We start from the raw sequence: 24,952 nt of genomic DNA, 5'->3' as shown, positions 1-24,952 counted from the left end.
CAACCTGACCACCAAGTGGGATGGTAAAGACATTGCGATCACACGGTAAGCACTCTGTTACAGTGCGCCCATCACCAGAGCATAGATAATATAAATCGCTATCACAATAGCAAAGGCGATAATAATGATCTTGGTCTTGTTCTTACCCAGCGGTTTTTTATAGTCGCTCATATCTTCCAAATTCGGTTCCATGCTTTTCTCCATTCAGGGTGATTTGTAACAATGGTACTCTTAAAATGTTACAAGTTAGTTAATGTTGAATACTTTTTCATGTGACGCCAACACTATTGCAATACGTTCTTGCGTCATAAGCCGCTTCTAAGGGGTGGGGGGTGCTGCTTTTGTCGCGCATTTATACAATTGCCCTCAGCCATTTTCAGCTTGATTGAGACTTATTTTCTTTATACTCTAATATCAGACATATTTATAAGATATTTATTTCGTTGCATAATAGTCAGGTTTAATAATATAGTACGAAAGGTTATTGTGACAAAAGTGGTCTCTTTTTTAGCAAGGTTGGGGTTTTGGCCGTTCGTCATGCTCTTTACGATTTTGGCCACGATCCTTGCAGAGACGGCCGTCATGGCAGTGAGCTATTGGCTGACAGGCAGTTTTTTTGACAAGATGCTCCTGACCGCCGGATTTATCGTCCCGATCTTTGTCGGCCTCTTCATGTTCTCCCTTGTCGCATACCTGATCCGCTACCTGGTTACGGTCCAGGAGAACTTGAAATCCGCGGAAAAAGGGTTGAAAAATTCAAATATGCTGCTTAAAGAGGCGCAGGATATTGCCCATTTGGGTTTTTGGGAGTTCGATCTGGAAAAGGATAGACTTTTTTGGAGCGATGAGGTTTATCGGATCTTCGGATTGCAACCTCAGGAATTTGAAGCGACCTTTGAAGGCTTTTTAAACTATGTTCATCCCGAGGACCGTGATGCCTTGGCTAATGAGTACAGGCAATCCGTTCAAGAGAAACGAAGTTACCATCTTGTCCACCGTATCATCCCGAAAAACGGATCAGTTCGCTATGTCGAAGAACACTGTGAACACTCCTACAACAAGGAAGGCAAGCCTGTACGCTCCATTGGTACTGTCTACGACATTACAGAGCGTATCGCCGATCAGAACAAGCTTCAGCGCCTTTTCGACCTGCAGAAGAACATCATCATTCAAACGGATGGCCAAGTTATAAAAAAGGCCAACTACTCTTTCTTGCACTTTTTTGGTTATGCAACCCTCGAGGATTTTTTGAAAGAGCACGGCTGCATCTGCGACCTTTTCGTCGAAGATGAGCGGTTTTTCCACCGTGGGAAATTGCCCGAGGGAAATGAGGATTGGGTCGAGGTGCTGCAGACGCTTCCGAAAAAAGAGCGTGTGGTTTCACTGCTCAATACACACGGGCACCCTTATGCATTCAGTGTATCCATCAATCATTTCGACGATGATGATTTCATCGTCTCCTTTACCGACATCAGTGAGACCATGTCGGAGCAGTTCTCACTGGAGGAACGGGTAAGCCGTGACCACCTTACAGGCGCCTACAGCAGGGGGTTCTTTGATGAAAATATCGGTGATTTTATTGAAAATGCCGAAAAACGGAACCGTCATCTCGGCCTTATTATGATGGACATCGACCATTTCAAAAACGTCAACGACACCTTCGGCCATGACATCGGCGACAGAGTCCTGAAGCATCTCGTCTCGACGGTAAAGTACTCCATCCGTAGCGGGGACCTGTTGATCAGATGGGGCGGAGAAGAGTTTCTGCTGATCATCGAGACGGAATCGGTCGAAACGCTGAGACGGATGGCCGAGCATGTCAGGCAGCGCGTTGAAAGTGAGCTTTTTGAAATAGTCGGCAAGGTAACCTGCAGCTTCGGGATGACACTCCATACCCCGGATGAATCGATCGACCAGACCCTAAAGCGTGCCGATATAGCCCTCTATGAAGCCAAAGAGAGCGGTAGGAACAAGGTGGTTCAAGCCAAAAATCAAATATACGTCTACGGAAGATAGGGTGTGATCGTTAAAAAGAGAGCACTGTTATTGATTCGATCGAGCAGTTTATTGCTTGAAACACCAAGAGGGGCGGAGACAGGCGTCAATGGCATAATACGTGCCGGGAGACGTATTGGGAAGAAGCTGCCCACTCAACCCGGAAGCGTTTGCAATGTACTGTAAAAAACGTTACAATCGGGGAAATTCAAGAAAAAAGATCCATGCTGTTTTGTGCAAGCTTCGGTTGAACAGAACGGCGAGGGGTGGTCGTTACGAATACTGATCGTCTTATTTGAGGATACTGCAAAAGGACGTAGATGAGAACTTTATCACCGGAGATTATCGAAAAGACAAAGCGTGTTGCCAGCGGCTGGCAGCAGCGCATCCAAGAGGTGCGCGCCAAAGAGGAACTCAAGTTCCATGCGATGATGGCCGGGATGCTGAAAAACCCCCGCAACAAGGTCTTTCTGATCGAACTTCTCGACCAGAGTTTCCGCTCCGGTGATCCCGGTCGCGTTGCCGACCAGCTGGAGTATATCTTCGCAAAATATGAAAACACCGACTTCTTCAGTGACTTCGAGAAGCTGCTGATCTGGCTTTTTAGAAGAGTCGGCTGCCATATTCCCAATTTTTCTGTTCCGCTCTTTATACGGCTGCTGCGCGAAGAGGTCAGCGGCGTCGTCATCAAAGGTGAAGAGCACCCGCTTTTCAAACATATTCAGCGTCGCCGAGAAGAGGGGACCCGCGTCAACATCAACGTCATCGGTGAAGCTGTACTGGGGGAGAAAGAGGCCCACAAGCGGCTCGACAAATATGTTGCGTCGCTTCGCCGGCCGCAGATTGACTATATCTCCATCAAGATATCGACCATCTTTTCGCAGCTTAATCCGCTGGCCCATGAATGGAGCGTCGAGGAGCTGGTCGAGCGCATCGGCCGGGTCTATGACGCGGCGATGGCCAACACTTTTGTCGACAGACACGGGCAGGTGTGCCACAAGTTCGTTAACCTCGATATGGAGGAGTACCGCGACCTCTCGCTGACAGTGGACGCCTTTATGGCCACACTCTCAAAGGAGCGGTTCAAACACTACCATGCCGGTATCGTCATACAGAGCTATATGCCCGATGCCATGTCGCAGCTGCAGAAGCTTGCGGCGTGGGCCGTTAAGCGCGTCGAGGAGGGGGGCGCCCCCATCAAGGTACGCCTCGTCAAAGGGGCGAACCAGGAGATGGAGCGTGCCGAGGCGAGCCTGCGCGGCTGGCCCTGCATCACCTACAATCAGAAGGTCGAGACCGACGCCAACTACAAACAGCTGATGGACTACCTGCTTGACCCTGCGATAGCTCCCTGCGTCCATCTTGGCATCGCCTCGCACAACCTCTTTGAACATGCGCTGGCAACGACTTTGGCGAAAGAGAGAAAGGTCGAATCCTACCTTACCGCCGAGATGCTCGAGGGGATGAGCGAAGCGGCTTACCGCGTGCTGAAAGAGGAGGGGATAGAGGTGATCCTCTACGCCCCGACGGCGACCATGGCGACCTTTACCAATGCCGTAGCCTATCTCGTGCGCCGTTTCGACGAAAATACTGCCGAAGGGAACTTCATGCGCCACAGCTTTGGGCTCGAAGCGGGTTCTGCCGTATGGCATCAGCTTGAAGCGGGGTTTGAGGAGGCGTGCCGGTCAATGGGGAGCATCCCCCTGGAACCGTTCAGAACGCAGGACCGCGGCATAGAAGAAGCAAAAACCGTGCCTGGGCCGCAGAGCTACCGCTTTGAGAACGAGAGCGATACCGATTTCATTCTCGAACCGAACCGACGCTGGGCAGAGGCAATTCGGGACAAATGGCAGAACATCGGCAAAAACGGCGGCTTCCATGCCGAGGTGGTTGTCGGCGGAGAGAGCTTTGCGGGAGGTGAACGCACAGAGGTGATCGACAAATCCCAATACCGTGAAGGCGCACTGGTTGGAAGCTATGCAAAGGCCTCTGCTCAGCAGCTGCAGCGTGCCGCCGATGCGGCCCGAAACGATCCTGACGGCTGGCGGAAGTTGAGCTCCACAGAGCGCGGGAAGATCCTGATGGAGGCCGCAAACGAGGTCCGAAGAAGCAGGGGCGATCTGATCGGCGTTGCGGCGGCGGAGGTAGGCAAGGTCTTTACCGAGACCGACGTGGAGGTCTCCGAGGCGATCGACTTTCTCAACTTCTACCCCTACAGCGTCGCGCAGCTTGAATCCCTGGCGGGGGTGAATCTCTCTCCGAAAGGGGCAGGCCTTGTGGTCAGCCCGTGGAACTTTCCGGTGGCGATACCCGCCGGCGGTATCACTGCTGCACTGGCGGCGGGCAATACGGTCATCCTCAAGCCGGCCTCTGCCGCGGTGTTGAGCGCCTATCGTCTTTGCGAGTGTTTCTGGGCCGCAGGAGTTGGGAAAAACACGCTTCAGTTCGTCCCCTGCGACGGTGCGTTGGCAGGACGGGAGCTGATACCGAACAGGGCGATCGATTTCGTTATCTTTACCGGCGGTGAATCGACGGCCTACGAGATGATCCGGTCGCGTCCCGATATCCATCTCTCTGCCGAGACCGGGGGCAAGGATGCGACGATCATCACCGCCATGGCTGACCGCGATCAGGCGCTTGCCAATGTGCTTGCTTCGGCTTTCAACAACTCCGGGCAGAAGTGTTCCGCCACCTCGCTGCTGGTGCTGGAGAGGGAGGTTTATGAGGACGAAGCCTTCAAAGCGATACTGCTCGATGCTGCCTCTTCGCTGGAGACAGGTTCGGTGTGGGCGTTTGAAAACAAAATCGGCTCACTGGTCGACAGGCCGGCCGGCAAGCTGGCTCATGCACTCGAGCATCTCGACGAGGGCGAGTCGTGGCTGCTGCCGCCCGCTTATGCGGATAACGATAACCCCTATATGCTGAGGCCCGCCATCCGCTGGGGGACAAAACGGGGCGATTACTGCCACACCAATGAGCTCTTCGGACCGCTCCTCTCGGTTATCTGCGCCGAAGACCTCGACGATGCCATCGATATTGTCAATGCGACCGGCTACGGCCTCACCTCGGGTATCGAGTCACTCGACGAGCGCGAAGTCAAGAGGTGGAAAGAGGCGCTGATCGCGGGCAACCTCTATATCAACCGCCCGACGACCGGGGCCATCGTCCTGCGTCAGCCCTTCGGCGGCATGCGCAAATCGGCTATCGGCAGCGGCAAGAAGGCGGGCGGTCCCAACTATGTCACCCAGTTTCTCAACATAACGGCAGAGACCGAACCGCAGCAGTCGGACCACCCTTTGTTGGATAAGCTGCGTAAACTGATGGAAGGGGAGACCCACTACAAAGAGGAGCTAAAAAAGGTTCTTGAGACAGTGGGCAACTTCGTGTACTGGAACGAAAAAGAGTTTACCAGAGAACACGACCATTTCCATATCCGGGGGGAGAGCAATATCCTGCGTTACCGGGGAGTAAAGAGTGTGCTGCTGCGTTTCGGCAGTGACGATACGCTCTTTGAGATGCTCTGCTCCTACTGCGCGGCAAAGATAGCCGGTGCGAAGGTGACCCTTTCGATCTCCGAAGATGACGACTCCCGGGCGCTGCTCTGGTTCGCCGCAAAACAGAAGCTTTTGCTTGAGGAGGAGGATGACTTTGTGATGGAGAACGAACTCGCACTGATCTTTTCGTTTGTCCATTTCGAGCGCATCCGCTTCCTTAAGCCCGAACACGTCTCGGAGCAGCTCTACAAGGATATCGCCGACAAGGCCTACTATCTCGCCACGGCGCCTTTTGTGTCGCACGGCCGCATCGAACTGATGCACTACTACATCGAACAGAGCGTTTCACACCGGTACCACCGTTACGGTAACCTGGGCAGCAGAGCGCTCGAAAAAAAGGAGATACCATCTTAGAACTCCCCGTTATCATCTCGTTTTCAATCTATATGCTCGTAATGGTCGCTATCGGCCTCTATTTCTACTTCAAGACCAAAGACCTCTCCGACTATGTGCTCGGAGGGCGCGGCCTCGGGCCGGGCGTGACGGCGCTCAGTGCCGGTGCCTCCGACATGAGCGGCTGGCTGCTGCTGGGACTGCCGGGCATGCTCTACAGCGATGGGATCGTCGGCAGCTGGATCGCGGTCGGGCTGATCATCGGTGCCTACCTGAACTGGCACTATGTCGCCAAGCCGCTGCGGGTCTATACGCACCATCTCAACGACGCCATCACGATACCCGACTACTTCTCCAACCGCTTTGAAGAGAGCGGCAACGGCCTGCGCATCGTCACCGCGTTGGTGATCCTGCTCTTTTACACGCTCTACACCTCTTCAGGCCTTGTCGGCGGCGCCAAGCTCTTCGAGGCGACTTTCGGACTCGATTACGACACGGCACTGCTTGCGGGCAGCTTCATCATCGTCTCCTATACCTTCCTGGGCGGCTACAATGCGGTGAGCTGGACCGACTTCATTCAGGGGATATTGATGATGCTGGCCCTGGTGGTGACGCCGCTGGTGGTCATCTACGAGATCGGGGGTGTTTCTGCCGCACTCGAGACCATCGGGAGAATCAAGCCCGAAAACCTTGATTTTATGACCGGAAGTTCTTTCATAGGGATCATCTCGCTGATGGCCTGGGGACTGGGGTATTTCGGCCAGCCGCACATCCTGGTGCGCTTTATGTCGATACGCGACGAGCATGAGATGCACCGCGCCAAGCAGATCGGCATGGGCTGGATGATCGCCTCCGTCATCGGTTCTCTTGCCGTCGGTTTTTTCGGTTTTGCCTATGTTGCGGCCAACGGCATCGACCTGCAGGACAGCGAGAAGATCTTCATCACCCTCTCGCAGCTGCTTTTCAACCCCTGGATAGCCGGCTTCCTGCTTGCCGCTATTCTGGCCGCCATCATGAGCACGGTCGACTCGCAGCTGCTGGTCTCCTCGTCGGTACTGACCCGCGATCTCTACCACGCCTCGATTCGACCCGACGCGGGTGACAAAGAGCTTGTCTGGTTAGGCCGTGCCACGGTGATCGCTATCGCCGTTATTGCCTGGTACCTCTCAACCGACAGAGATTCCACTGTTCTCTCCCTCGTTGCCTACGCCTGGGCCGGTTTCGGCGCGGCCTTCGGTCCGCTGATCATTCTATCGCTCTACCACAGGGGGATCACCAAGATCGGTGCGATAGCCGGCATGGTCGCGGGAACGGTGACGGTTATTGTCTACAAGCAGCTTGAAGGGGGCATCTTTGATCTCTACGAGCTCCTGCCGGGCTTCATTGCGGGGGCGGTCGCCATTTTGGTTTTCAGCAGAGGAAGCCGTGTCTCATCGACATGCTGGGCAACGCACGAAGCCGTCTGGAAACGTTTGAACAAACGGTAACAAGGATCCATCGATAAGGGATGGTATCAAAATAAACCGTATGGAAACTTCTAAAAATCAGTTTTTAAAACACGGTTTCTTTTTGGATGGTTGCTGTTAAGCGAGTTTTTTGCCGTTTTCCTCTTCTTTCAATGCAAAAGCGCTAAAATCCGCATATATTTTAGAATAAAGCGGATTGAAAAGGAAACATATGGGCAATCAACTCAACGGCAAACGGGTGCTTGTCACCGGTGCGACCTCCGGCATCGGCAAGGCCTGTGCTCATAGACTGGCCGAAGCCGGAACAGATCTGGTGCTCTGCGGACGCAACGGTGAGAAACTCGAGGCACTTAAACAGGCGTTTGGCCCTTTCGGTGTTGATATCAAAGTGCTGGTTTTCGACGTGCGAAACCGCAAAGAGGTCGAAAGCCGGCTCTCCATCCTGCTGGAGACGACGGCGATCGACATCCTGATCAACAACGCGGGGCTGGCTCTGGGGCTGGAGGCTTTCGACGGGGGCGATGTCGACCAGTGGGAAGAGATGATCGATGCGAACATCAAGGGGCTGCTCTACGTCAGCCGCGCCGTCGTGCCGCAGATGCGGCGCCGAAACAGCGGTCATATCCTCAACATCGGCAGTATTGCCGGCAAGATGACCTACCCGGGCGGCAACGTCTACAGCGCGACCAAAGCCGCCGTGCACGCCCTGGGCGAGGCGATGAACATCGACCTTGCCGGTACGGCGGTCCGGGTCGGAAATATCGCCCCGGGTGCCGTGGAGACCAACTTTTCTAACACCCGTTTCAGCGGCGATGAAACCAGGGCTGATGCGGTCTATGAAGGCTACGAGCCGCTGCATCCCGAGGATATCGCCGATCTGGCACTCTACATCCTGAACGCACCGTCGCACGTCAACATCCAGGATGTCCTCGTCATGCCGACGGCACAGCGAAACCCCTACGTCCACAGCCGCAACGGCTGAACGGTCTGCACTCTGCCCATGCGAGCCAAACTGCGGAAGCTTTAGAGGATCGGCTCTAGAGTAATTAAATTACCCGTAAGGTCTTACGCCCTATACTGCGTATGTAAGGATGAGAGATGAACGCAGCGGGATTGACATCAAAAAAGGACGCACTGGTCAAGGTGGCAGGCGAGCTGCTCGAAAGCGGCGGCTACGGTCAGCTGAAAATAGCCGAAGTCGCCGAAGCCGCTTCGGTCTCGATGAGCACGATATATGCGCTGTTCGGATCGAAAGAGGGGCTCTACATCGCATATGTCGAAATGCAGCTGAAACAGTTTTTCGATGAGTTGCTATGCCGCTGTGACGGTGTCGACGACCCTGCGGAGCGGTTGCGAATTTATATCGTCTTGAAATTCGAACATATGGGCCACCAACGGAAACTGGTCGAATTGGGTATGCAGAACAACCCCCTGTTTTTCCAGTCGCTTCTGAACGAGTTCAACGACATCCTGGAACCGGTACACCGTTTTTTGACGGATAATTTCCGGCGTTTGCAGCCGGGGACTAGCGATACGGGGGCGCTGCTGAACGCCCGACTCTTCAACGGCTTCGCCAACGGCTGTTTTCAGCACTGGATCGAGGTCGGCGGCGATACGGAAGCGCTTGCCGGACAGGTATGCCGGCAGTTCATCTGCATGATGCAACAATGCGGCGGATCGACGACAAGGGAAGAGGGGATGATACGATGAGACTTTTCGTACTGCTGCTTGGTTTCTACGCCAGCGGGTATATGGCGGTCGCAGCGCAAACGGTGAAGATAGGTGTTGTCAGCGACGGGAACACACCGGCTTTGCTTCGGCAGCAGACGCTGCTGAAAGAGGAACTTGCACGGTTGACCGGCACCGCTTTCACACTGGTCTACCCGTCGTCAAAACAGTATGACGGCGGATGGTCGGCTGACAAAATCGAAAGCGCGATGGATGCGCTGGAGAAGGACCCCGGTGTCGATATCGTGTTTGCGGTGGGTGCCCTCTCAAGTCAGCTGGCGCTGGAAAAGAGCGGGTTTGCCAAACCGACCTTTGCCCCTTTCATCGGTCGTCGGGACCTGGTCGGACTCACCGGAGAGAAGGCGAAAAGGGGCATCGGGAATTTCAACTACATTACCGCAGACACGACGTTTGCAGAGGAACTCAAAACGTTTTTGCGTGTCGTACCTTTTTCAAAAGCGGTTCTGTTGGCGGATGAAACCCAGTACGCCCGCTTTCCCGGGATGGCACGGCGCGCAAAAGAGATCGCCGGCGACGAGGGGGTTGAGCTGACGTTGATTACGGCCTTTTCGTACGAGGCCCCCGCCCAAAGTTTTCCCGACGGTACGGAGGCGGTGATGATCGCCCCGCTGCCGCAGCTGAGCCCTGCGGCAGAACAACGGCTGCTGGCGGCATTGAAGCACCGGCAGCTGCCTTCGTACAGTTTCGCAGAAAATGTGACGGTGGATGACGGGGTTTTGGCTTCGCAGCAGGACGGTTCCGAAGTTTCCAAACGGCTTCGCCGTGCCGCATTGAACATTTATACGGTTATACAGGGCGCTCAAGCGCAGGCGCAGCCCGCTGGTTTCGAGGTGCAGCGGCAGCTGAAACTCAATATGGCGACCGCTCGCGCGATAGACCTTTCGCCGCCTTTCGCGGTACTCAGAGATGCCGTTTTGCTGCACGGCAGTGAAGAGGGTCAAGAGCGTCTGACGCTAAAAGATGTGGCCGAAGAGGCGCTGCGCAACAACCTGGGCATCATCGCGGGGCAACTCGGGACACAGGTTCACGGCGAAACCGTCGATGAAGTGCGTTCGGTCCTTCTGCCGCGTATGACCGGAAACCTCGCCTATACTCAGGTCAACAGCGACAATGTCTTTGTGGAGAGCGGTTTTTACGCCGAAAAAAGCACGACGGGCGCCCTTCGGCTTGAACAGATCCTCTTTTCGGAAAAGGCGTTGGCGAGGCTGGCGGTGCAGAAACATCTGCAGGTCGCCGTAGAAGCCCAGCAGCGGATGCTTGAACTGGAGGTGGTCAAACAGGCGGTATCGGCGTTTTTAAAGATCCTGATGGCGCAGACCAATCTGCGTATCGAACGTGACAACCTGGCATTGACCGATACCAACCTCGTACTGGCAAAGGGACGGGTGGATGCGGGGGTTTCGGACCTCTCCGACGTCTACTATTGGCAGAGCCGGATCGCGACGGCAAAGCAGCGGGCACTTTCGGCGGAGGCGTCGGTGGAACAGGCCCGAGACATCCTAAACCGTATCCTGCACCGCCCCATTACGCAAAGACTTACCTTTGAACCGGCGACCCTGGACGATCCGTCTCTGCTGATCAGCCGCAACAGTCTCGTCGAGATCATCGCCAACGAAAAGGCGTACAGGCGGATGGCCGCATTTTTTGTGGAGGAGGGGCTTCGGCAGTCGCCGGAGTTGGCGCTTCTCCAGGCGCAGACTGACGCACAGAAGCGTCAGCTCGTTTCCGACCGCCGGGCCTACTGGATGCCCGATCTTCTCGCTTACGGCGAAGTGTCGCATGTCTTCAACGAGACCCGCGCGGCGACTGCCGGTTTCAGTCTCGAAGACGAAACGGACTGGCAGGCGGGTGTGAGCCTCTCTCTGCCGTTGTTTGAAGGGGGTGCCAGAAGTGCCCGAAGTGCGCGTTCCCGTCTTTCGCTGCAGCAATTGAATGTCAATACCCGCGAGAGCACGGCCGCTCTCGAACAGCGTGTCCGCAGTGATCTGCATGCCATCCGCTCGAGCTACCCGGCCATCGCCCTCTCGAAAGAGGCGGCCGAAGCCGCCCGAAAAAGTCTTGTACTGATCCGCGACAACTATGCCGAAGGGACGCGGCAGATGACCGACCTGCTTGTCGCGCAGAATGCAAGTCTATTGGCGGAGCAGGGGGCGTCGAACGCCGTGTACGGTTTTTTAAACGATCTGATGACACTGCAGCGCGACGTCGGGCGTTTTGACTTTTTCATGGAAGATTCGGAACGCGACCGGACGGTGGAACGTCTTAAAAACTATATTACCGCCGATTCGGCCGGTAACAACAGTCGCGATTAAGTGACGGAACGGGGGTAAAAATGAATAAACGTCTACTCAAACGGATCGCAATTCTTGCCGCGGTGGCGGGGAGTATCGCCGTTGCGGCATGGTACGGGGGTTTTCTCAACGGTGATATCGGGCCCAAAGCCTTTGCTTCGGGCAACGGGCGCCTCGAAACGACCGAGGTGAATATTGCGACAAAACTGCCCGGACGTCTACGGGAGATCACCGTACAGGAGGGCGACATGGTCGAGCCGGGCGAAGTGCTTGCACGGCTCGACACCTATGAACTCGAGGCCCGTCTTAAACAGGCGCAGGCCCATGTGCAGCAGGCCCGTCAGAACAGATACTACGCGAAAGCCGTTGTCGCGCAGCGTAAAAGCGAACTGGCTCTGGCCGAGAAGAATCTCCAACGTTCCGAAAGCCTCTATGTCAACAAGAACATTTCGCTGGTACAGCTGCAGCAGCATGAAACCGCTCTCAAAAGCGCGAAAGCGGGGCTGGCTGCGGCCAGGGCGCAGGTGGTAAGCAGCGACGCCGCCATCAAAGCGTCCGAGGCGGAGGTCGAGACGATCCAGGTCAACATAGACGACTGCACCCTGCGCTCTTCCGTCAGGGGGCGGGTGCTTTACCGCCTGACCGAGCCTGGCGAGGTGCTCGGCGGCGGCGGGAAAGTGCTGACCCTGCTGAAACTCGATGACGTCTTTATGACCATCTTCCTGCCTACGTCGGAGGCGGGCCGGGTGATGATAGGGAGCAAAGCGCGCATCGTATTGGACGCTTTTACCGATGTCGCCATCCCTGCAACCGTGAGCTTCGTTTCGCCCCAGGCCCAGTTTACGCCCAAAGAGATCGAAACGGCGAACGAACGTGAAAAGCTGATGTTCCGGGTCAAGGTCAAAGTGGACGAAGCGCTGCTCAGGGAGCATCTCGAGAAGGTCAAAACCGGGCTGCCGGGGATGGCATATGTCCGTCTTGACGAGACGACGCCCTGGCCGGAAGCACTCAGCAAACTGCCCGGCGAGAGGTAGGTTCCATGACGCCTGTCGCCAAGCTCAGCGGGATCAGCCACACCTACGGTAAAAATGTTGCCGTCGACCATGTCTCCCTTGAGCTTCCCGCCGGAAAGATCATCGGTCTGATCGGCCCGGACGGTGTCGGGAAGTCGACCCTATTGTCGTTGGTTTCGGGTGTCCGTACGATCCAGACCGGCCATTTGGAGGTGCTCGGCGGCGATATGCGCAGGGCGGGCTACCGTTTCCGGGTCTGCCCGCGTATCGCCTATATGCCGCAGGGGCTCGGCAAAAACCTCTACATGTCCCTCTCCGTCTACGAGAACGTCGAATTTTTCGCCCGCCTTTTCGGTCTGGAGAGAGAGGCGCGGGAGGTCCGGATACAGGAACTTCTTGAAAGTACCGGCCTGATCGCATTCAAAGAGAGGCCGGCGGGAAAGCTCTCCGGGGGGATGAAACAGAAACTGGGCCTCTGCTGTGCTCTGATCCACGATCCGGACCTTCTGATCCTGGATGAACCGACGACCGGTGTCGACCCGCTGTCACGTCGCCAGTTTTGGGAGCTGATAGCGCATATCCGCGCAGGCAGCAGCGGGATGAGCGTCCTGGTGGCATCCGCCTATATGGAGGAGGCGGAACACTTCGATCTGCTGGTGGCGATGGATGCGGGCAGGGTGCTTGCAGAGGGGACGCCGCAGGAGCTGCTCAGACGTACGGGGACGGACAACCTTGATGCGGCTTTCATCGCGTTGCTGCCCGAAGAGAAGCGGCGGGGGCACCAGACACTGGTCGTACCGCCGCGCGGCAGTGCCGAAGTCGATCACGACGACGCGATCATCGCCGAAGGACTGACCATGACCTTCGGCGATTTTACGGCGGTTGACAATGTGAGTTTCAGGATCGGGCGGGGGGAGATCTTCGGTTTTCTCGGTTCCAACGGCTGCGGTAAGACCACGACCATGAAGATGCTGACCGGGCTGCTGACACCGAGCGAGGGCAGCGCCTGGCTCTTCGGCGAACCCGCGGCCGGACACGACCTCCAGACACGCCGACGGGTGGGGTATATGACCCAGTCCTTTTCGCTTTACGGGGAGTTGACGGTCAGACAGAACCTCGTACTTCACGCCCAGCTCTACCACCTGCCTGCAGGGAAGATCGAGGGACGGGTGGATGCGATGCTGGTCCGTTTTGATCTTGAGCGTTACGAAGAGACATTTGCGTCGGATCTTCCGCTGGGCATACGCCAGCGACTTTCGCTTGCGGTGGCGGTGGTCCATGCGCCGGAGATGCTCATTCTCGACGAACCGACCTCCGGCGTCGACCCGGTCTCGAGGGACAGTTTCTGGGAGATGCTCGTCGATCTTGCCCGCAAGGACAACGTCACCATCTTTATCTCCACCCACTTTATGAACGAAGGCGAACGGTGCGACCGCATTTCGTTGATGCACCAGGGGAGGGTACTGGTATGCGACAGGCCCGAAGCTCTGGTCGCGGCACGCGACAAAGCGACGCTGGAGGAGGCCTTTATCGACTACCTTGAGGCGGCAGACGGTCCGAAGAAGAGCCTTCCCGCCGACATGACCGTCACGAAAAGCGCTCTGGCGGGGCAGCGGCGCTGGTTCAGCTTTTTACGGCTCTTCGGCTACACTTACCGGGAGTCGCTCGAGGTGATCCGAGACCCCATCCGCCTCACCTTTGCGCTTGCCGGTATGGCGATCCTGCTCTTCATCTTCGGTTACGGCATCACGATGGATGTCGAAGATATACGTTTCGCGGTGCTTGACCGTGACAAAACCCCGCAGAGCCGCAACTATATACAGAACATATCCGGATCGCGCTACTTCCGTGAAAGGCCGGAGCTCAGCGACCAGGGGGCGTTGGACCAGCGGATGAAGAGCGGGGATGTCTCGGTGGCACTGGAGATACCGCCGGGCTTCGGCAGGGCTGTCCAGCGGGGTGAAGCGACGGAGATAGGGGTCTGGATCGACGGTGCGATGCCGTTTCGCGCGGAGACGATTCGCGGGTATGTTCAGGGGATGCACTATGCCTACCTGCTCCAGTCGGCCAGGGAGACGCTGGGCTATACCCCGCAACTCTCTGCGGTGAAGATGGAGATGCGTTACCGCTACAACCAGGACTTTAAGAGTCTCGACGCGATGGTGCCTGCGGTCATTCCCATGCTGCTCATCTTTATCCCCGCGGTTTTGATGGCGCTGAGCGTAGTGCGCGAAAAGGAGCTGGGCTCCATCACCAATTTCTACGCGACGCCGACGACCAGGTTCGAGTTCCTCTTCGGCAAGCAGCTCCCCTATATCGTCATCAGTATGGTCGGGTACTTCGGGCTGATCGTCCTGGCGGTCACGCTCTTCGGCGTTCAGATCAAGGGAAGTTTCGCCGTTTTGACGCTCGGGGCACTGCTTTTCGTGACGGTCACGACGGGCATCGGCCTGCTGATGTCCTCGTTCACCCGGACGCAGATCGCCGCGCTGGCGGGAACTTCGGTCCTGACTCTGCTGCCGACGATCAACTTTTCGGGGCTGAAAGATCCGGTGAGTTCGCTCGAAGGAATCGCCGCCGTTGTCGGCCACATCTTCCCGGTGACCTACTTCATCAACATCAGCCGCGGCGTCTTCAGCAAGGCGCTGGGGTTTGAGGAACTCTACCCCGACCTGCTCATACTGGCTACGGAAGCCGTTGTACTGACGCTGCTGAGTATTGCGGCCTTAAAACGGCAGGAGCGTTGACGATGATGCAGCACCTACGCAATATCTATCGTCTCGGAATCAAAGAGCTTCGAAGCCTCTGGCACGACAAGGTGATGATCATCCTGATCGTCTACTCCTTTTCCATCGGTATCTACGTCGGTGCGACGGCGACCTCCACGGAGCTCCGCAACGTTCCCGTTGCCTTCGTCGATGCGGACCGCTCCGTCCTCTCCGGCCGTATCGTGGACGCCTTCTACGGCCCGCGCTTCCAGACGCCGCAATATATATCGCGCAGCGAGGTCGATCCGGGCATGGATGCCGGGCGTTACACCTTCGTGCTGAACATCCCCTCCGGTTTCGAAAAAGAGCTGCTTGCCGGAAAACAGCCCTCCATCCAGGTCAACATCGATGCGATGCGTATGGCCCAGGCGGGTATCGGGGCGGGGTACATTCAGCAGATGATCACGAACGAGGTCTCCGATTTTCTCAGCGGCAGCCACGGCGGCCGCCTGCCCGTCGAGCTCGCCATACGGATGAAATACAATCCCAACCTGACAAGCAGCTGGTTCGGCGGTGTGATGGAGATCATCAACAATATTTCGATGCTGGCGATCATCCTGGCCGGGGCGTCGCTGATCCGCGAACGCGAGCACGGTACGCTCGAGCATCTTATGGTGATGCCGCTGAACCCTCTGGAGATCATGCTGGCGAAGGTGTGGTCGATGGCGGTGGTCGTGCTTGCGGCAACGGCCTTCGCCCTCTACGTCGTCTTGCAGGAGATCCTGAAAGTACCGGTGGAAGGCTCAACGCTGCTCTTTCTCTTCGGCGGGTTCCTGATGCTCTTTTCGACCACCTCCATGGGGATCTTCATGGGGACGGTGGCGCGGAGCATGCCGCAGTTCGGGCTGATCCTCATCTTGACCCTTTTGCCGCTGATGGTCCTCTCCGGTACGATCACGCCGTTTGAGAGCATGCCCTTCATGGTGCAGCAGATTATGCACCTACTGCCGACGAGCCACTTCGTCAGCATGGCCCAGGCTGTACTTTACCGTGGTGCAGGGTTCGATCTCGTCTGGCCCGACATGCTGGCCATTCTCGGGATCGGGGTGATATTCTTCACGCTGACGCTGATACTTTTCCGCCGAAGCCTGGCATCGGGGTCGTAAAGGGGCGGTTGTCACCGGGAGCGGTAAATGAACGGATTATGCATCTGTATCGCTAAAGAGCGGAGCAACCATCCGCGTTCAAGGTAAAGGGGACAGTATGATCACGACGTTTTCACAACTTAAAGCGCGGTACGGCTCCAAAGAGATCACGATGGAGGAGCTCCGAACGATCCAGTCGAGCGGGATCGTCTCGTTTGCCAACGAGGGGATCAGCCGCGCCAACAAGGACTGCCTGCAGTGTGTTATCACTTTCGACGCCATGCAGACGCTGATCGCGGGTATCACCGGGCGCACCTTTTCGGACATAGCGGCCCTGAACGGTTATATTGAGAGCGTCATGCCCGGGTTGTCGGCGGAACAGGAGGCGGGGCTGGTGACTTACCGTGACGCCGGAAAGCAGGTGGAGATCATTGCGACCGTCGGGGAGGACTTGAGTGTCACCGTCGATCGTGATGATATCGGGGCGGAGAGCACGTTTCAGGTCCTGTTACGGGTACAGCATTAAAGGTGCCCCCTCGGTAAAAACAGTGCGTTCTCGTCTCAGCGTGCTGCGAGGTAGTTTTTCCAGCCGCCGTGGACGGTGATCTCCTCGGCCCCTTTGAGCGGGTCGTTCTCACACAGAAAGCCGTAGACCGAAGAACCGTCTTCCAAAAAGACCGTCCCGATGCACAGCGGTGAGGTGATCTGCACCATGAAGGCGCCGAAGTTTTCCAGTGGCATCGACCACACTTCGAGTTCAAGCGCTGCTTCGGACGAACGGTCGCGTACCATACCGGGGCGCGGCGGCACTTTCTCAGGGACGTTAAAGAGGCGGTACCCTTTGGCCGTTTTGGTCGCCTTAATAAAGATGGCTTGGAGTTCGGTAAGTTGGTGGTTGAGCGGCAGGCCGCGCATGTGGGCGCCGCAGACGGCGATATCGATGAACTCAGCCATGGGATGCCTTTCGGATGTACGCTTCGCCAAACTGCATCAGCTTGCGGTCCTCGAATGCTTCGGCAAAGAGGGTGACGCCGAAGGGCAGACCGTTCTTCCTGAAGCCGGCCGGAACGGCGTAGGCCGAGAAGTCGAGCAGGTTCATGAAGTTGGTGTAATAGCCCAGGTTGGTGTTGAGCTGGATCGGGTCGGCGTTGACCTCGTCGATGGTGTAGATGGTCCCTGTCGTCGGCGTCAAAGCGAAGGCGACATCGGCCATCAGTCTGTCGGCCCGGCGACGGTAGGCTTTGAGCTTGTATTCCGCGTTAAAGTAGTCTTCCGCGCTTTTACTTTTTCCGGATTGGATGATGGTTCTTGTGACATCAATAAAGCTCTCGGGCTTCTCTTCCATCATCTCCTTGACAGCAACGTAGCGTTCGGCGACCCAGGGGCCGTAGTAGAGCAGGTCGGCGGCTTCGAAGAGAGGCGAAAAGTCGCTCTCAACCGCAGTGCCGCCCATACTTTCAAAAAGTTCGATCGCTTTGTAGTAGAGGGTTTCGGCCTCATCGTCACCGAAGAACTTCAGCTGCTCTTTTTTCGGGATAGCGAACCTGAAAGTGGAGAGTAGACTCTTCTGTGTCACCGGCATCGGACGGCTGTAGGGATCGCTCTCGTCGAAAGCGGCGGCGATGTCAAAGACGCACCGGGCATCTTCGGTGGTGTTGGCAAAGATAGAGATGCAGTCGAGGCTGCGGCAGGCCGGTACCAGTCCCGAAGTGCTCAATACCCCTTTGGAAGGTTTGACGCCCACGAGGTTATTAAAGGCAGCCGGAACACGTCCCGAACCGGCGGTGTCGGTCCCGAGTGAAAAGGCTGCCATCTCAAGAGCAACGCTCAGGGCACTCCCGGAACTTGAACCGCCCGAAATGTAGTCAGGGTTGATGCTGTTACGGCCGGCACCGTAGGGCGAACGGGTTCCGACCAGACCGGTAGCGAACTGGTCAAGGTTGCTTTTGCCGACAGGTATCGCCCCAGCTTCGATCAGCAACTCCACGACATAGGCGGAGCGCTCGGGAACATAGCTGAAGTCGGGACAGGCGGCAGTCGTCGGAACACCGGCAAGATCGATGTTGTCCTTGATGGAAAAGGGGATGCCGTAGAGCGGCAAGGATGCCGGATCGCTCTCTTCGAGGCGTGCCAGGTAGGGCTCCAGCTCCTCATCGCTGAGAAGATGGATCCAGATCGGGTTTTCGGCATGGGCTTCGATCCGTTTTCTGATCGCTGCCATCAGCTCCCGGGGTGTCGATATTTTATTTATATAATCGTTTTTAAGTTGTGAGATTGTCATAGTTCTTCCTTGTGTCATTCTGCCCCTGAACGGGGCAAGTGTTTCACTCATTTTGTGCCTTAGCGGCCAGCGTAGCTACATGGGCTTTTGCTCATATAGCGTTCTCTAAATAGTGGTCTCGGGTATTTCGTCATCTTTGGTGCGCGCGGCTTCGATAAAGGCGGCCGTAAGAATCATGACGCCGCCTGCCATCTCGATAGGGATCATCGTCTCATGCGCGATAAGCATCGCCGAGATAACGGCGGTGATCAGCTCCATGATAATGATGATCGAAGAGCGGCCCGCTTCCATATGGGTGACGGCCCACTGGGAACCGATATTGGCGATCAGCAGCCAGAACAGAGAGTAGAGTGCCAGTGCGAGCCATGCATCACCGGAAACTACCTGCGGCAGCTGTTCCACGCCGCCAATTAGCAGCAGCCCGGCCAGTGCAAAACAGCCGTAGAACATCACGGTGATCTTCGAGCCGACCGGTACCGCCTGGGCGGCACGGAAAACAAGGTTGTTCATGGCGAAGAAAAACCCGGAAAGCAGGGCGATCAGGTCGATCCACGACGGCGGTGCGTCGAGAGCTTCGAAGCCGCCGAGAATAAAAAAAGCGCCGAAAACAGCCAGCGAAGCACCAAGCCAGCGCCAGCGGTCGATCTCCTCTTTCAGAAAGAACTTGCCGCCGAGCACGCCCCAGACCGGCAGGAGGTAGAAGAGGACCATAACGCGGATCACTTCACCGTTGACAAGGGCATAGGTGAAGGCGAGGTTGGCTCCGCCGCCAAGTATCAGGATCAGCAGCATTGCTTTGGTGTGCATGCGCCATGTTGAAAACTGTACCAGCAGAAGCGGTGTCAATACCAGTGCCAGCAGACCGTAGACCAGGAAGGTGAGGGTGACACCGTCGATACCGAGAGCATTGATATGTTTAAGCGGCAGCCAGGTAAGCCCCCAGAGTATGGAGGCGCCGAAAAGGATGATGACGGGCAGATGTGATCTCATATAAGAGCCTTTTTTTCCTGATACTTGCTGTAGTGGCAGCGTTCTTCATTTGCTATCCAGCGGTTAAGCGTCCAGAGATCGGCAACCGGGGCCTGGGTAAAGGGAAGGGTGTGCAGATAGCCGTCGGGTCCGAACTCCGGGGTCATCGTTGTTTGCATGCCCTCGGCCTGCTGCGCTTCCCAGAAGAGCTCCCAGCACTGTTGGTGTGCCGCCAGTGCGGAGGCATATTCCGGTGCACCGGGATGCGGTACCTGCGGTCCCTGATCGTATCCGACGCGGGCATGGATATGGCGGACGTTCGGGGCGATCGCGGCGATGATCTCCAGTTCGGTATCCATCTGCCGTTCACAGACGACGCACCAGTGGCTGATGTCCGCCGTAAGCGAAATCTCCGGCAGCGCCTCGACAATACGCCGTGTTGCCCACGGGGTAAAGAGGCAGCGGCTGCGGTGCGTCTCGAAGGTGACCGCCACACCGTGTTTGTTCGCCAGCTGCATCGCGTCGTCGAAGAAACGGATACTCTCCGCTTCGCTCCAGGCATCGCACCCTGCTATACAGGTCGCGAAGAGCGGGGAAAGCTCCCTGCTCTCTTCGAGCGCCGTTTCGATGTCCTGCAGATGGGCTGCGGGAGCAAGATCACGCCGCGGGACATAATCCCCGCCGGTCACGATCTCGGCGATATAGGCGAGACCATGCTTCTCAAGAGATCTTTTCCAGCGGAGGCGCTCCTGCGGATCTTTCGGCGCCCGGCCTTCGATGCCGTCAAAACCGGCCTCTTTGGCCTCAATACAGGCGTTCTCGAAATCTCCCTCGAAGCCCCACATCGTCTTGAAGAGTTGCAGCTGCATACCTGCCGCCTACGCTTCCAGCGGTTCGATGACGAAGAGCATCTTGCCGGCATGGACGTTTTCGCCCTCATGGCAGAGCACTTTGGTGATCTTGCCCGACTCGGGTGCTTCGATGTCGACCTCCATCTTCATCGATTCCGCAATCGCAAGCACCTCCCCCTCTTCGACGATATCGCCGAGCTTGGCCGTCACCTTCCAGAGGCTCCCCTGGACCGGTGATTCGACCGCTTCGCCGTTATCGCCGAGATCGATAATCTCCATCTCCTGCTCAAGCACCTCGCCGCTCTCGCTCTTGAAATTGGCCAGACCGGTGCGTTCCCACATCGCCCGCTCTTCGTCGAATGCAGCCTGCTGGATCTGCTTGAACTCTTTGATAGAGTCGTCGTTCGTCTCAAGGAACGCTTTGTAGGCTTTAAGGCTGAAGGTGGTCTCCTCGACCTTCAGTTTGACACGGCCCCGCGGGAACTCTTCGCGCATATGGTGAAGCTCTTCGGCACTTACCTCGTAGAACTTGATCTGGTCGAAAAAGTTCAGCAGCCACGGTTTGCCCTCCTTGAAATCCGCCGTTTGACGGTAGCGGTTCCACATCTGCACGGTACGGCCGACGAACTGGTAGCCGCCCGGGCCTTCCATGCCGTAGACACACATATAGGCACCGCCGATACCGACGGCGTTCTCCGGCGTCCAGGTACGTGCCGGGTTGTATTTGGTCGTGACCAGACGGTGTCGTGGGTCAAGCGGAGTCGCGACCGGAGCACCGAGGTAGACGTCGCCCAGACCCATCACCAGGTAGTTGGCGCCGAAGACGATCTTTTTGACCTCCTCGATACTGTCGAGGCCGTTGATACGGCGGATGAATTCGATGTTGCTCGGGCACCACGGCGCATCGGGGCGGACCGTCTTCATATACTTGTCGATGGCGACACGCGTCGATTCGTCATCCCACGAAAGCGGCAGGTGGACAACACGCGCCGGGACTTCGATATCCTCGATGGAGGGGAGGGTCAGCTCGATCTCTTTGAGTTTCTCGATGAGTTCCGCACGGTCGCACACCTTCGGTTCGAAATGGAGCTGAAGCGAACGGATACCCGGCGTGATGTCGGTGATCCCCTCGATATCTGCCTCTTTGAGCGCCTCCATCAATACATGGACCCTGAAACGCAGCTCGATGTCGAGCGTCATCTCGCCGTACTCGACCAGCAGGTAGCTGTCGCCCGACTGGCGGAAGACCACATCCGGAAGGTCGCCTTTGCCCGGGTCGCTGTAGAGGATCGGCGAACCGATCGGTTTCGGCGCCAGGAAAGCGCGTTCGTCGTAGGTAGAGAGCGAAGCGACGGCCTCCTCCTGCGCTTTGAGCATCGCCATCGCGGTGTCGTGCTCGACAGGGACAAACTTGACCTTGTCGCCGGCGCGGAGCTGCCCCATCTTCCAGAGTTCGGCAGTGATGATGGTCACCGGGCAGACGAAACCGCCGAGGCTCGGGCCGTCGGGACCGAGGATGACCGGCATGTCGCCGGTAAAGTCGACCGCGCCGATCGCATAGGCGTTGTCGTGGATGTTGGAGGGGTGAAGCCCCGCCTCGCCGCCGTCGGTCCGTGCCCACTGCGGTTTCGGCCCGATCAGGCGTACACCCGTACGGTTGGAGTTGTAGTGGATCTCCCATTCGGTCTCGAAAAAGGTCTTGATATCATCATCGGTAAAAAAGTCCGGGGCACCGTGCGGGCCGTAGAGGACGCCGATCTCCCAGTTGTTCTCGAGCGGGCGGTACGGAGCTGCCGTTTTCTCGGCGGCTTCGCCGTCCGTCATCGTCCCGATATGCAGGACGTCACCGGCTATAAGCGTGCGTCCCGCATGGCCGCCGAACTGCCCAAGGGTAAAGGTCGAGCGGCTGCCGAGGTACTCCGGAACGTCAAACCCGCCGCGTACGGCAAGGTAGCTTCTGAAGCCGCGGTTCTGCACCTTCTTCAGTTTGAGGGTGCTGCCCGCCTTGACTGCTACCGCTTCGTTCATCGAAATCGCTTCACCCTCGAGCGTAGCCTCTATCTCCGCACCGCAGAGAGCAATGACGCTGTCGGTGTTGAAACGCAGTGTCGGTCCTGCAATGGCGATCTCCAACCCGGCCGCTTTTTCGTCGTTGCCGACGAGACGGTTGGCGTAGCGGAAACCGAAGCTGTCGAACGGTCCTGAAGGCGGTACGCCGATATCCCAGAAGCCGCTGCGGCCCGGGTAGTCCTGCACGGTGGTCTGTGTTCCCGGACGCAGCACGTCGATGCTGTTGGGCGTATAGGCAAAGCTGTCAAGATATTTCGTCGTCTGTTCGCCCTTTTCGAAGACATCCGATACGACGATGGCGCCGAGATAGCGCAGGTTGGTCTCGATACCGTCGATGCTGGTCCCTTTGATCGCGTCTGCGATCTTTTTGAGGGCGTCCTGACGGTCTTCGCCCTTGACGATCAGCTTGGCGATCATCGGGTCGTAGAAAGCGGAGACATCAAGACCGGTTTCGATGAAAGTATCGCAGCGGATGTCATCGGCGAAGACCACGTTGGTCAGGACGCCCGAGCTCGGCTGAAAGTTCTTGGAGGGGTCCTCCGCATAGATACGTACCTGTATGGAGTGTCCCGTAGGTGCATGGGTGTAGTCATAGAGGGCGGGGTTCTCACCGTAGGCCTGGCGTATCATCCACTCCACAAGATCGACGCCGGTCACCTCTTCGGTGATACCGTGCTCGACCTGCAGACGCGTGTTGACCTCGAGGAAGTAGAACTCGTCGCTCAGGGTGTCATAGACGAACTCTACCGTCCCCGCCGAAAGGTAGTCTACCGAAGAGGTCAACGCTGTTGCCGCACTGTAAAGCGCCTCTCTCGTCTCGCTGCTGATGCCCGGCGCCGGGGTCTCTTCGATCACCTTCTGGTTACGGCGCTGCACCGAACAGTCGCGGTCGCCGAGCGCGGCCACAAAACCCTTGCCGTCACCGAAGACCTGTACCTCGATATGGCGGGCCGAGGCGACATATTTCTCCAGGAACATACCGCCGTCGGAGAAGTTGTTCTCGCTCAGGCGTTTGACCGACTCGTAGGCATCACAAAGCTCCGCTTCGTCATAGCAGAGCTGCATCCCGATACCGCCGCCGCCGGCCGTACTTTTGAGCATGACGGGGTAGGCGATACGTTCCGCCTCCTCTTTGGCCTCGTCAAGGTCTTTCAGGATGGAAGAGCCCGGAAGCAGCGGAACACTGTTCGCTCTAGCGAGGGCGCGGGCGGTGTGCTTGAGCCCGAACTCTTTCATGTGCGTCGTGCGCGGTCCGATGAAGGCGATCCCCTCTTGTTCACAGCGCTCGGCAAAGGCGGCATTCTCGCTTAAAAAACCGTATCCGGGGTGAATGGCCTCGGCGCCGCTCTCTTTGGCGATAGAAAGGATCTTCTCCGCATCGAGGTAGCTCTCGCTGGCGAGACCGTGACCGATATAGTAGGTCTCATCGGCCATACTGACATGCAGTGAGTCGGTATCGGCGGCAGTGTAGACAGCGACAGAGGCGATGCCCATCTTGTTGAGTGTACGGATAACGCGGCAGGCGATCTCGCCGCGGTTGGCAATTAAAACTTTTTTAAACATTCTATTGTCCTCATGTTCAGGTTTTCGGGCCGTCCCGTTCGGATACCTGCTGCAGGCCGTCCAGCAGCAGGTGGGGTTGCGCACCCCAGGGCGTTGGTTAAAGTTTCCTTCTGCCCCAAAGGGGCAAGCTTCAGCGGCTAGCGCAGTGTTTTGGGATTTTCCCAAGGCACTTTTTCTAGTGAAAGTACTTCGGAAAGCGGTTTCGGCTTTCAAAGAACCTTATGTCATGGTTGGGCCAGAGTTCGGCTCCTGTCTCCTTGGCGAGGCTTTTGAGCTTCTTGATGCTCGCTATGGCCATCGCTTCATTATCGCGCCAGCAGAGTCCCGGAGCGATCTCCCGGTCGATGTTCTCCTGCAGGTCTGCCGCATCGCCGGCAAGCAGGATCGGTTTTCCTTTGGGAAGCTCGATCAGCATCGACATGTGCCCGGCCGTATGGCCCGGGCTCTCGATAGCCCGGACACCGGGTACCAGGTCATACTCGCCCTTATAGACACGCCAGTTGACCGGACAGTCGAAGTCCTCTTTGAAATAGGCCTCATCCGCCGGTTCTCTTGCCGCTTCCAGTTCACGTTCGTGCACATGCACTTCGGCATGACAGAATTCGCACACCCCGCCGGCGTGGTCGAAATGGAGGTGGCCGCAGAAGACCACGTCCACGTCCTCTTTTTTCAGGCCGAGTTCGGCAAGGCGGTTGGGAAGACGCTGCTCCTCCTCCATTGTCGGCGGCCCGAAAGGGAAGCCTTCGTGTTCGTAAAAGTGTCGGCGTTTGACATCGTCTACGATCTTGGAGTAGTCACATCCGGCATCATACAATATTCTCCCATGGACTGTTTCAATCAAATAGCTTAAAATTGGAGCAGTTATGATAATTCCTTCACCGTGGCCTCTTGTAGAAAGCGTTTTTTCATAGCGGTGGGTGCCGGTGAGGATGGGCCAGAATTTTTTAACCTGTGTCATATTTTC

At 56.9% G+C, this 24,952-nt stretch carries 17 protein-coding genes; 10 read left to right on the top strand and 7 right to left on the bottom strand.

Annotation, left to right across the window (positions count from 1 at the left end; all coding sequences use genetic code 11):
- Positions 1-57: 57 nt before the first annotated feature.
- Complete coding sequence (locus tag WCY20_RS13680; RefSeq protein WP_345975940.1) at positions 58-192, bottom strand: hypothetical protein; 135 nt, start codon at positions 190-192, stop codon at positions 58-60.
- A 294-nt stretch (positions 193-486) separates the two neighbouring features.
- On the opposite strand from WCY20_RS13680, the gene WCY20_RS13675 reads away from it, so the two are divergent.
- From WCY20_RS13675 to WCY20_RS13630, 10 genes are all read left to right on the top strand, one after another.
- Complete coding sequence (locus tag WCY20_RS13675; RefSeq protein ID WP_345975939.1) at positions 487-2,016, top strand: diguanylate cyclase; 1,530 nt, start codon at positions 487-489, stop codon at positions 2,014-2,016.
- Positions 2,017-2,315: 299 nt separating this feature from the next.
- Positions 2,316-5,903: a bifunctional proline dehydrogenase/L-glutamate gamma-semialdehyde dehydrogenase gene (locus tag WCY20_RS13670; RefSeq protein WP_345975938.1), complete on the top strand. Its 3,588-nt coding sequence runs from the start codon at positions 2,316-2,318 to the stop codon at positions 5,901-5,903.
- Positions 5,897-7,369 (top strand): sodium/proline symporter PutP, encoded by a 1,473-nt coding sequence (putP, locus tag WCY20_RS13665; RefSeq protein WP_345978276.1) that lies wholly within the window; start codon positions 5,897-5,899, stop codon positions 7,367-7,369. Before WCY20_RS13670 ends, putP begins: the two co-directional genes overlap by 7 nt.
- A 190-nt stretch (positions 7,370-7,559) precedes the next feature.
- Positions 7,560-8,330 (top strand): SDR family NAD(P)-dependent oxidoreductase, encoded by a 771-nt coding sequence (locus WCY20_RS13660; RefSeq protein ID WP_345975937.1) that lies wholly within the window; start codon positions 7,560-7,562, stop codon positions 8,328-8,330.
- 116 nt (positions 8,331-8,446) lie between these two features.
- Positions 8,447-9,058 (top strand): TetR/AcrR family transcriptional regulator, encoded by a 612-nt coding sequence (locus tag WCY20_RS13655; RefSeq protein ID WP_345975936.1) that lies wholly within the window; start codon positions 8,447-8,449, stop codon positions 9,056-9,058.
- On the top strand, positions 8,986-11,409 hold the full coding sequence (locus WCY20_RS13650) for a TolC family protein (RefSeq protein WP_345975935.1): 2,424 nt from the start codon (positions 8,986-8,988) through the stop codon (positions 11,407-11,409). Before WCY20_RS13655 ends, WCY20_RS13650 begins: the two co-directional genes overlap by 73 nt.
- A 20-nt stretch (positions 11,410-11,429) precedes the next feature.
- A complete protein-coding gene (locus WCY20_RS13645) occupies positions 11,430-12,422 on the top strand; it encodes an HlyD family efflux transporter periplasmic adaptor subunit (protein ID WP_345975934.1) in 993 nt (330 codons plus the stop codon).
- Positions 12,423-12,427: 5 nt separating this feature from the next.
- Positions 12,428-15,148: a ribosome-associated ATPase/putative transporter RbbA gene (rbbA, locus tag WCY20_RS13640; protein WP_345975933.1), complete on the top strand. Its 2,721-nt coding sequence runs from the start codon at positions 12,428-12,430 to the stop codon at positions 15,146-15,148.
- A 2-nt stretch (positions 15,149-15,150) separates the two neighbouring features.
- Positions 15,151-16,275: an ABC transporter permease gene (locus tag WCY20_RS13635; protein WP_345975932.1), complete on the top strand. Its 1,125-nt coding sequence runs from the start codon at positions 15,151-15,153 to the stop codon at positions 16,273-16,275.
- A 97-nt stretch (positions 16,276-16,372) separates the two neighbouring features.
- Positions 16,373-16,780 carry a hypothetical protein gene (locus WCY20_RS13630; protein WP_345975931.1) on the top strand — a complete coding sequence of 136 codons (408 nt, stop codon included), beginning with the start codon at positions 16,373-16,375 and terminating at the stop codon, positions 16,778-16,780.
- A gap of 35 nt (positions 16,781-16,815) precedes the next feature.
- Here the strand turns inward: WCY20_RS13630 and WCY20_RS13625 are convergent, their stop codons facing one another.
- From WCY20_RS13625 to WCY20_RS13600, 6 genes are all read right to left on the bottom strand, one after another.
- A complete protein-coding gene (locus WCY20_RS13625) occupies positions 16,816-17,208 on the bottom strand; it encodes a hypothetical protein (RefSeq protein ID WP_345975930.1) in 393 nt (130 codons plus the stop codon).
- Positions 17,201-18,535, bottom strand: a complete 1,335-nt coding sequence (atzF, locus tag WCY20_RS13620; RefSeq protein WP_345975929.1) for an allophanate hydrolase — start codon at positions 18,533-18,535, stop codon at positions 17,201-17,203. Before atzF ends, WCY20_RS13625 begins: the two co-directional genes overlap by 8 nt.
- A 105-nt stretch (positions 18,536-18,640) precedes the next feature.
- Positions 18,641-19,525 carry a DMT family transporter gene (locus WCY20_RS13615; RefSeq protein WP_345975928.1) on the bottom strand — a complete coding sequence of 295 codons (885 nt, stop codon included), beginning with the start codon at positions 19,523-19,525 and terminating at the stop codon, positions 18,641-18,643.
- A complete protein-coding gene (locus WCY20_RS13610) occupies positions 19,522-20,373 on the bottom strand; it encodes a sugar phosphate isomerase/epimerase (protein WP_345975927.1) in 852 nt (283 codons plus the stop codon). The genes WCY20_RS13615 and WCY20_RS13610 overlap by 4 nt, the downstream gene beginning before the upstream one ends.
- Before the next feature lie 9 nt (positions 20,374-20,382).
- Complete coding sequence (gene uca, locus WCY20_RS13605; RefSeq protein WP_345975926.1) at positions 20,383-23,988, bottom strand: urea carboxylase; 3,606 nt, start codon at positions 23,986-23,988, stop codon at positions 20,383-20,385.
- A 175-nt stretch (positions 23,989-24,163) separates the two neighbouring features.
- The gene (locus WCY20_RS13600) at positions 24,164-24,946 is read right to left on the bottom strand and encodes an N-acyl homoserine lactonase family protein (RefSeq protein WP_345975925.1); all 783 of its coding nucleotides are present in this window, start codon (positions 24,944-24,946) and stop codon (positions 24,164-24,166) included.
- Positions 24,947-24,952 lie beyond the last annotated feature (6 nt).

It is taken from the genome of Sulfurimonas sp. HSL3-7 (genome assembly GCF_039645985.1).
GTDB lineage: Bacteria > Campylobacterota > Campylobacteria > Campylobacterales > Sulfurimonadaceae > Sulfonitrofixus > Sulfonitrofixus jiaomeiensis.
This window is presented reverse-complemented; position numbering and strand designations above follow the sequence as displayed.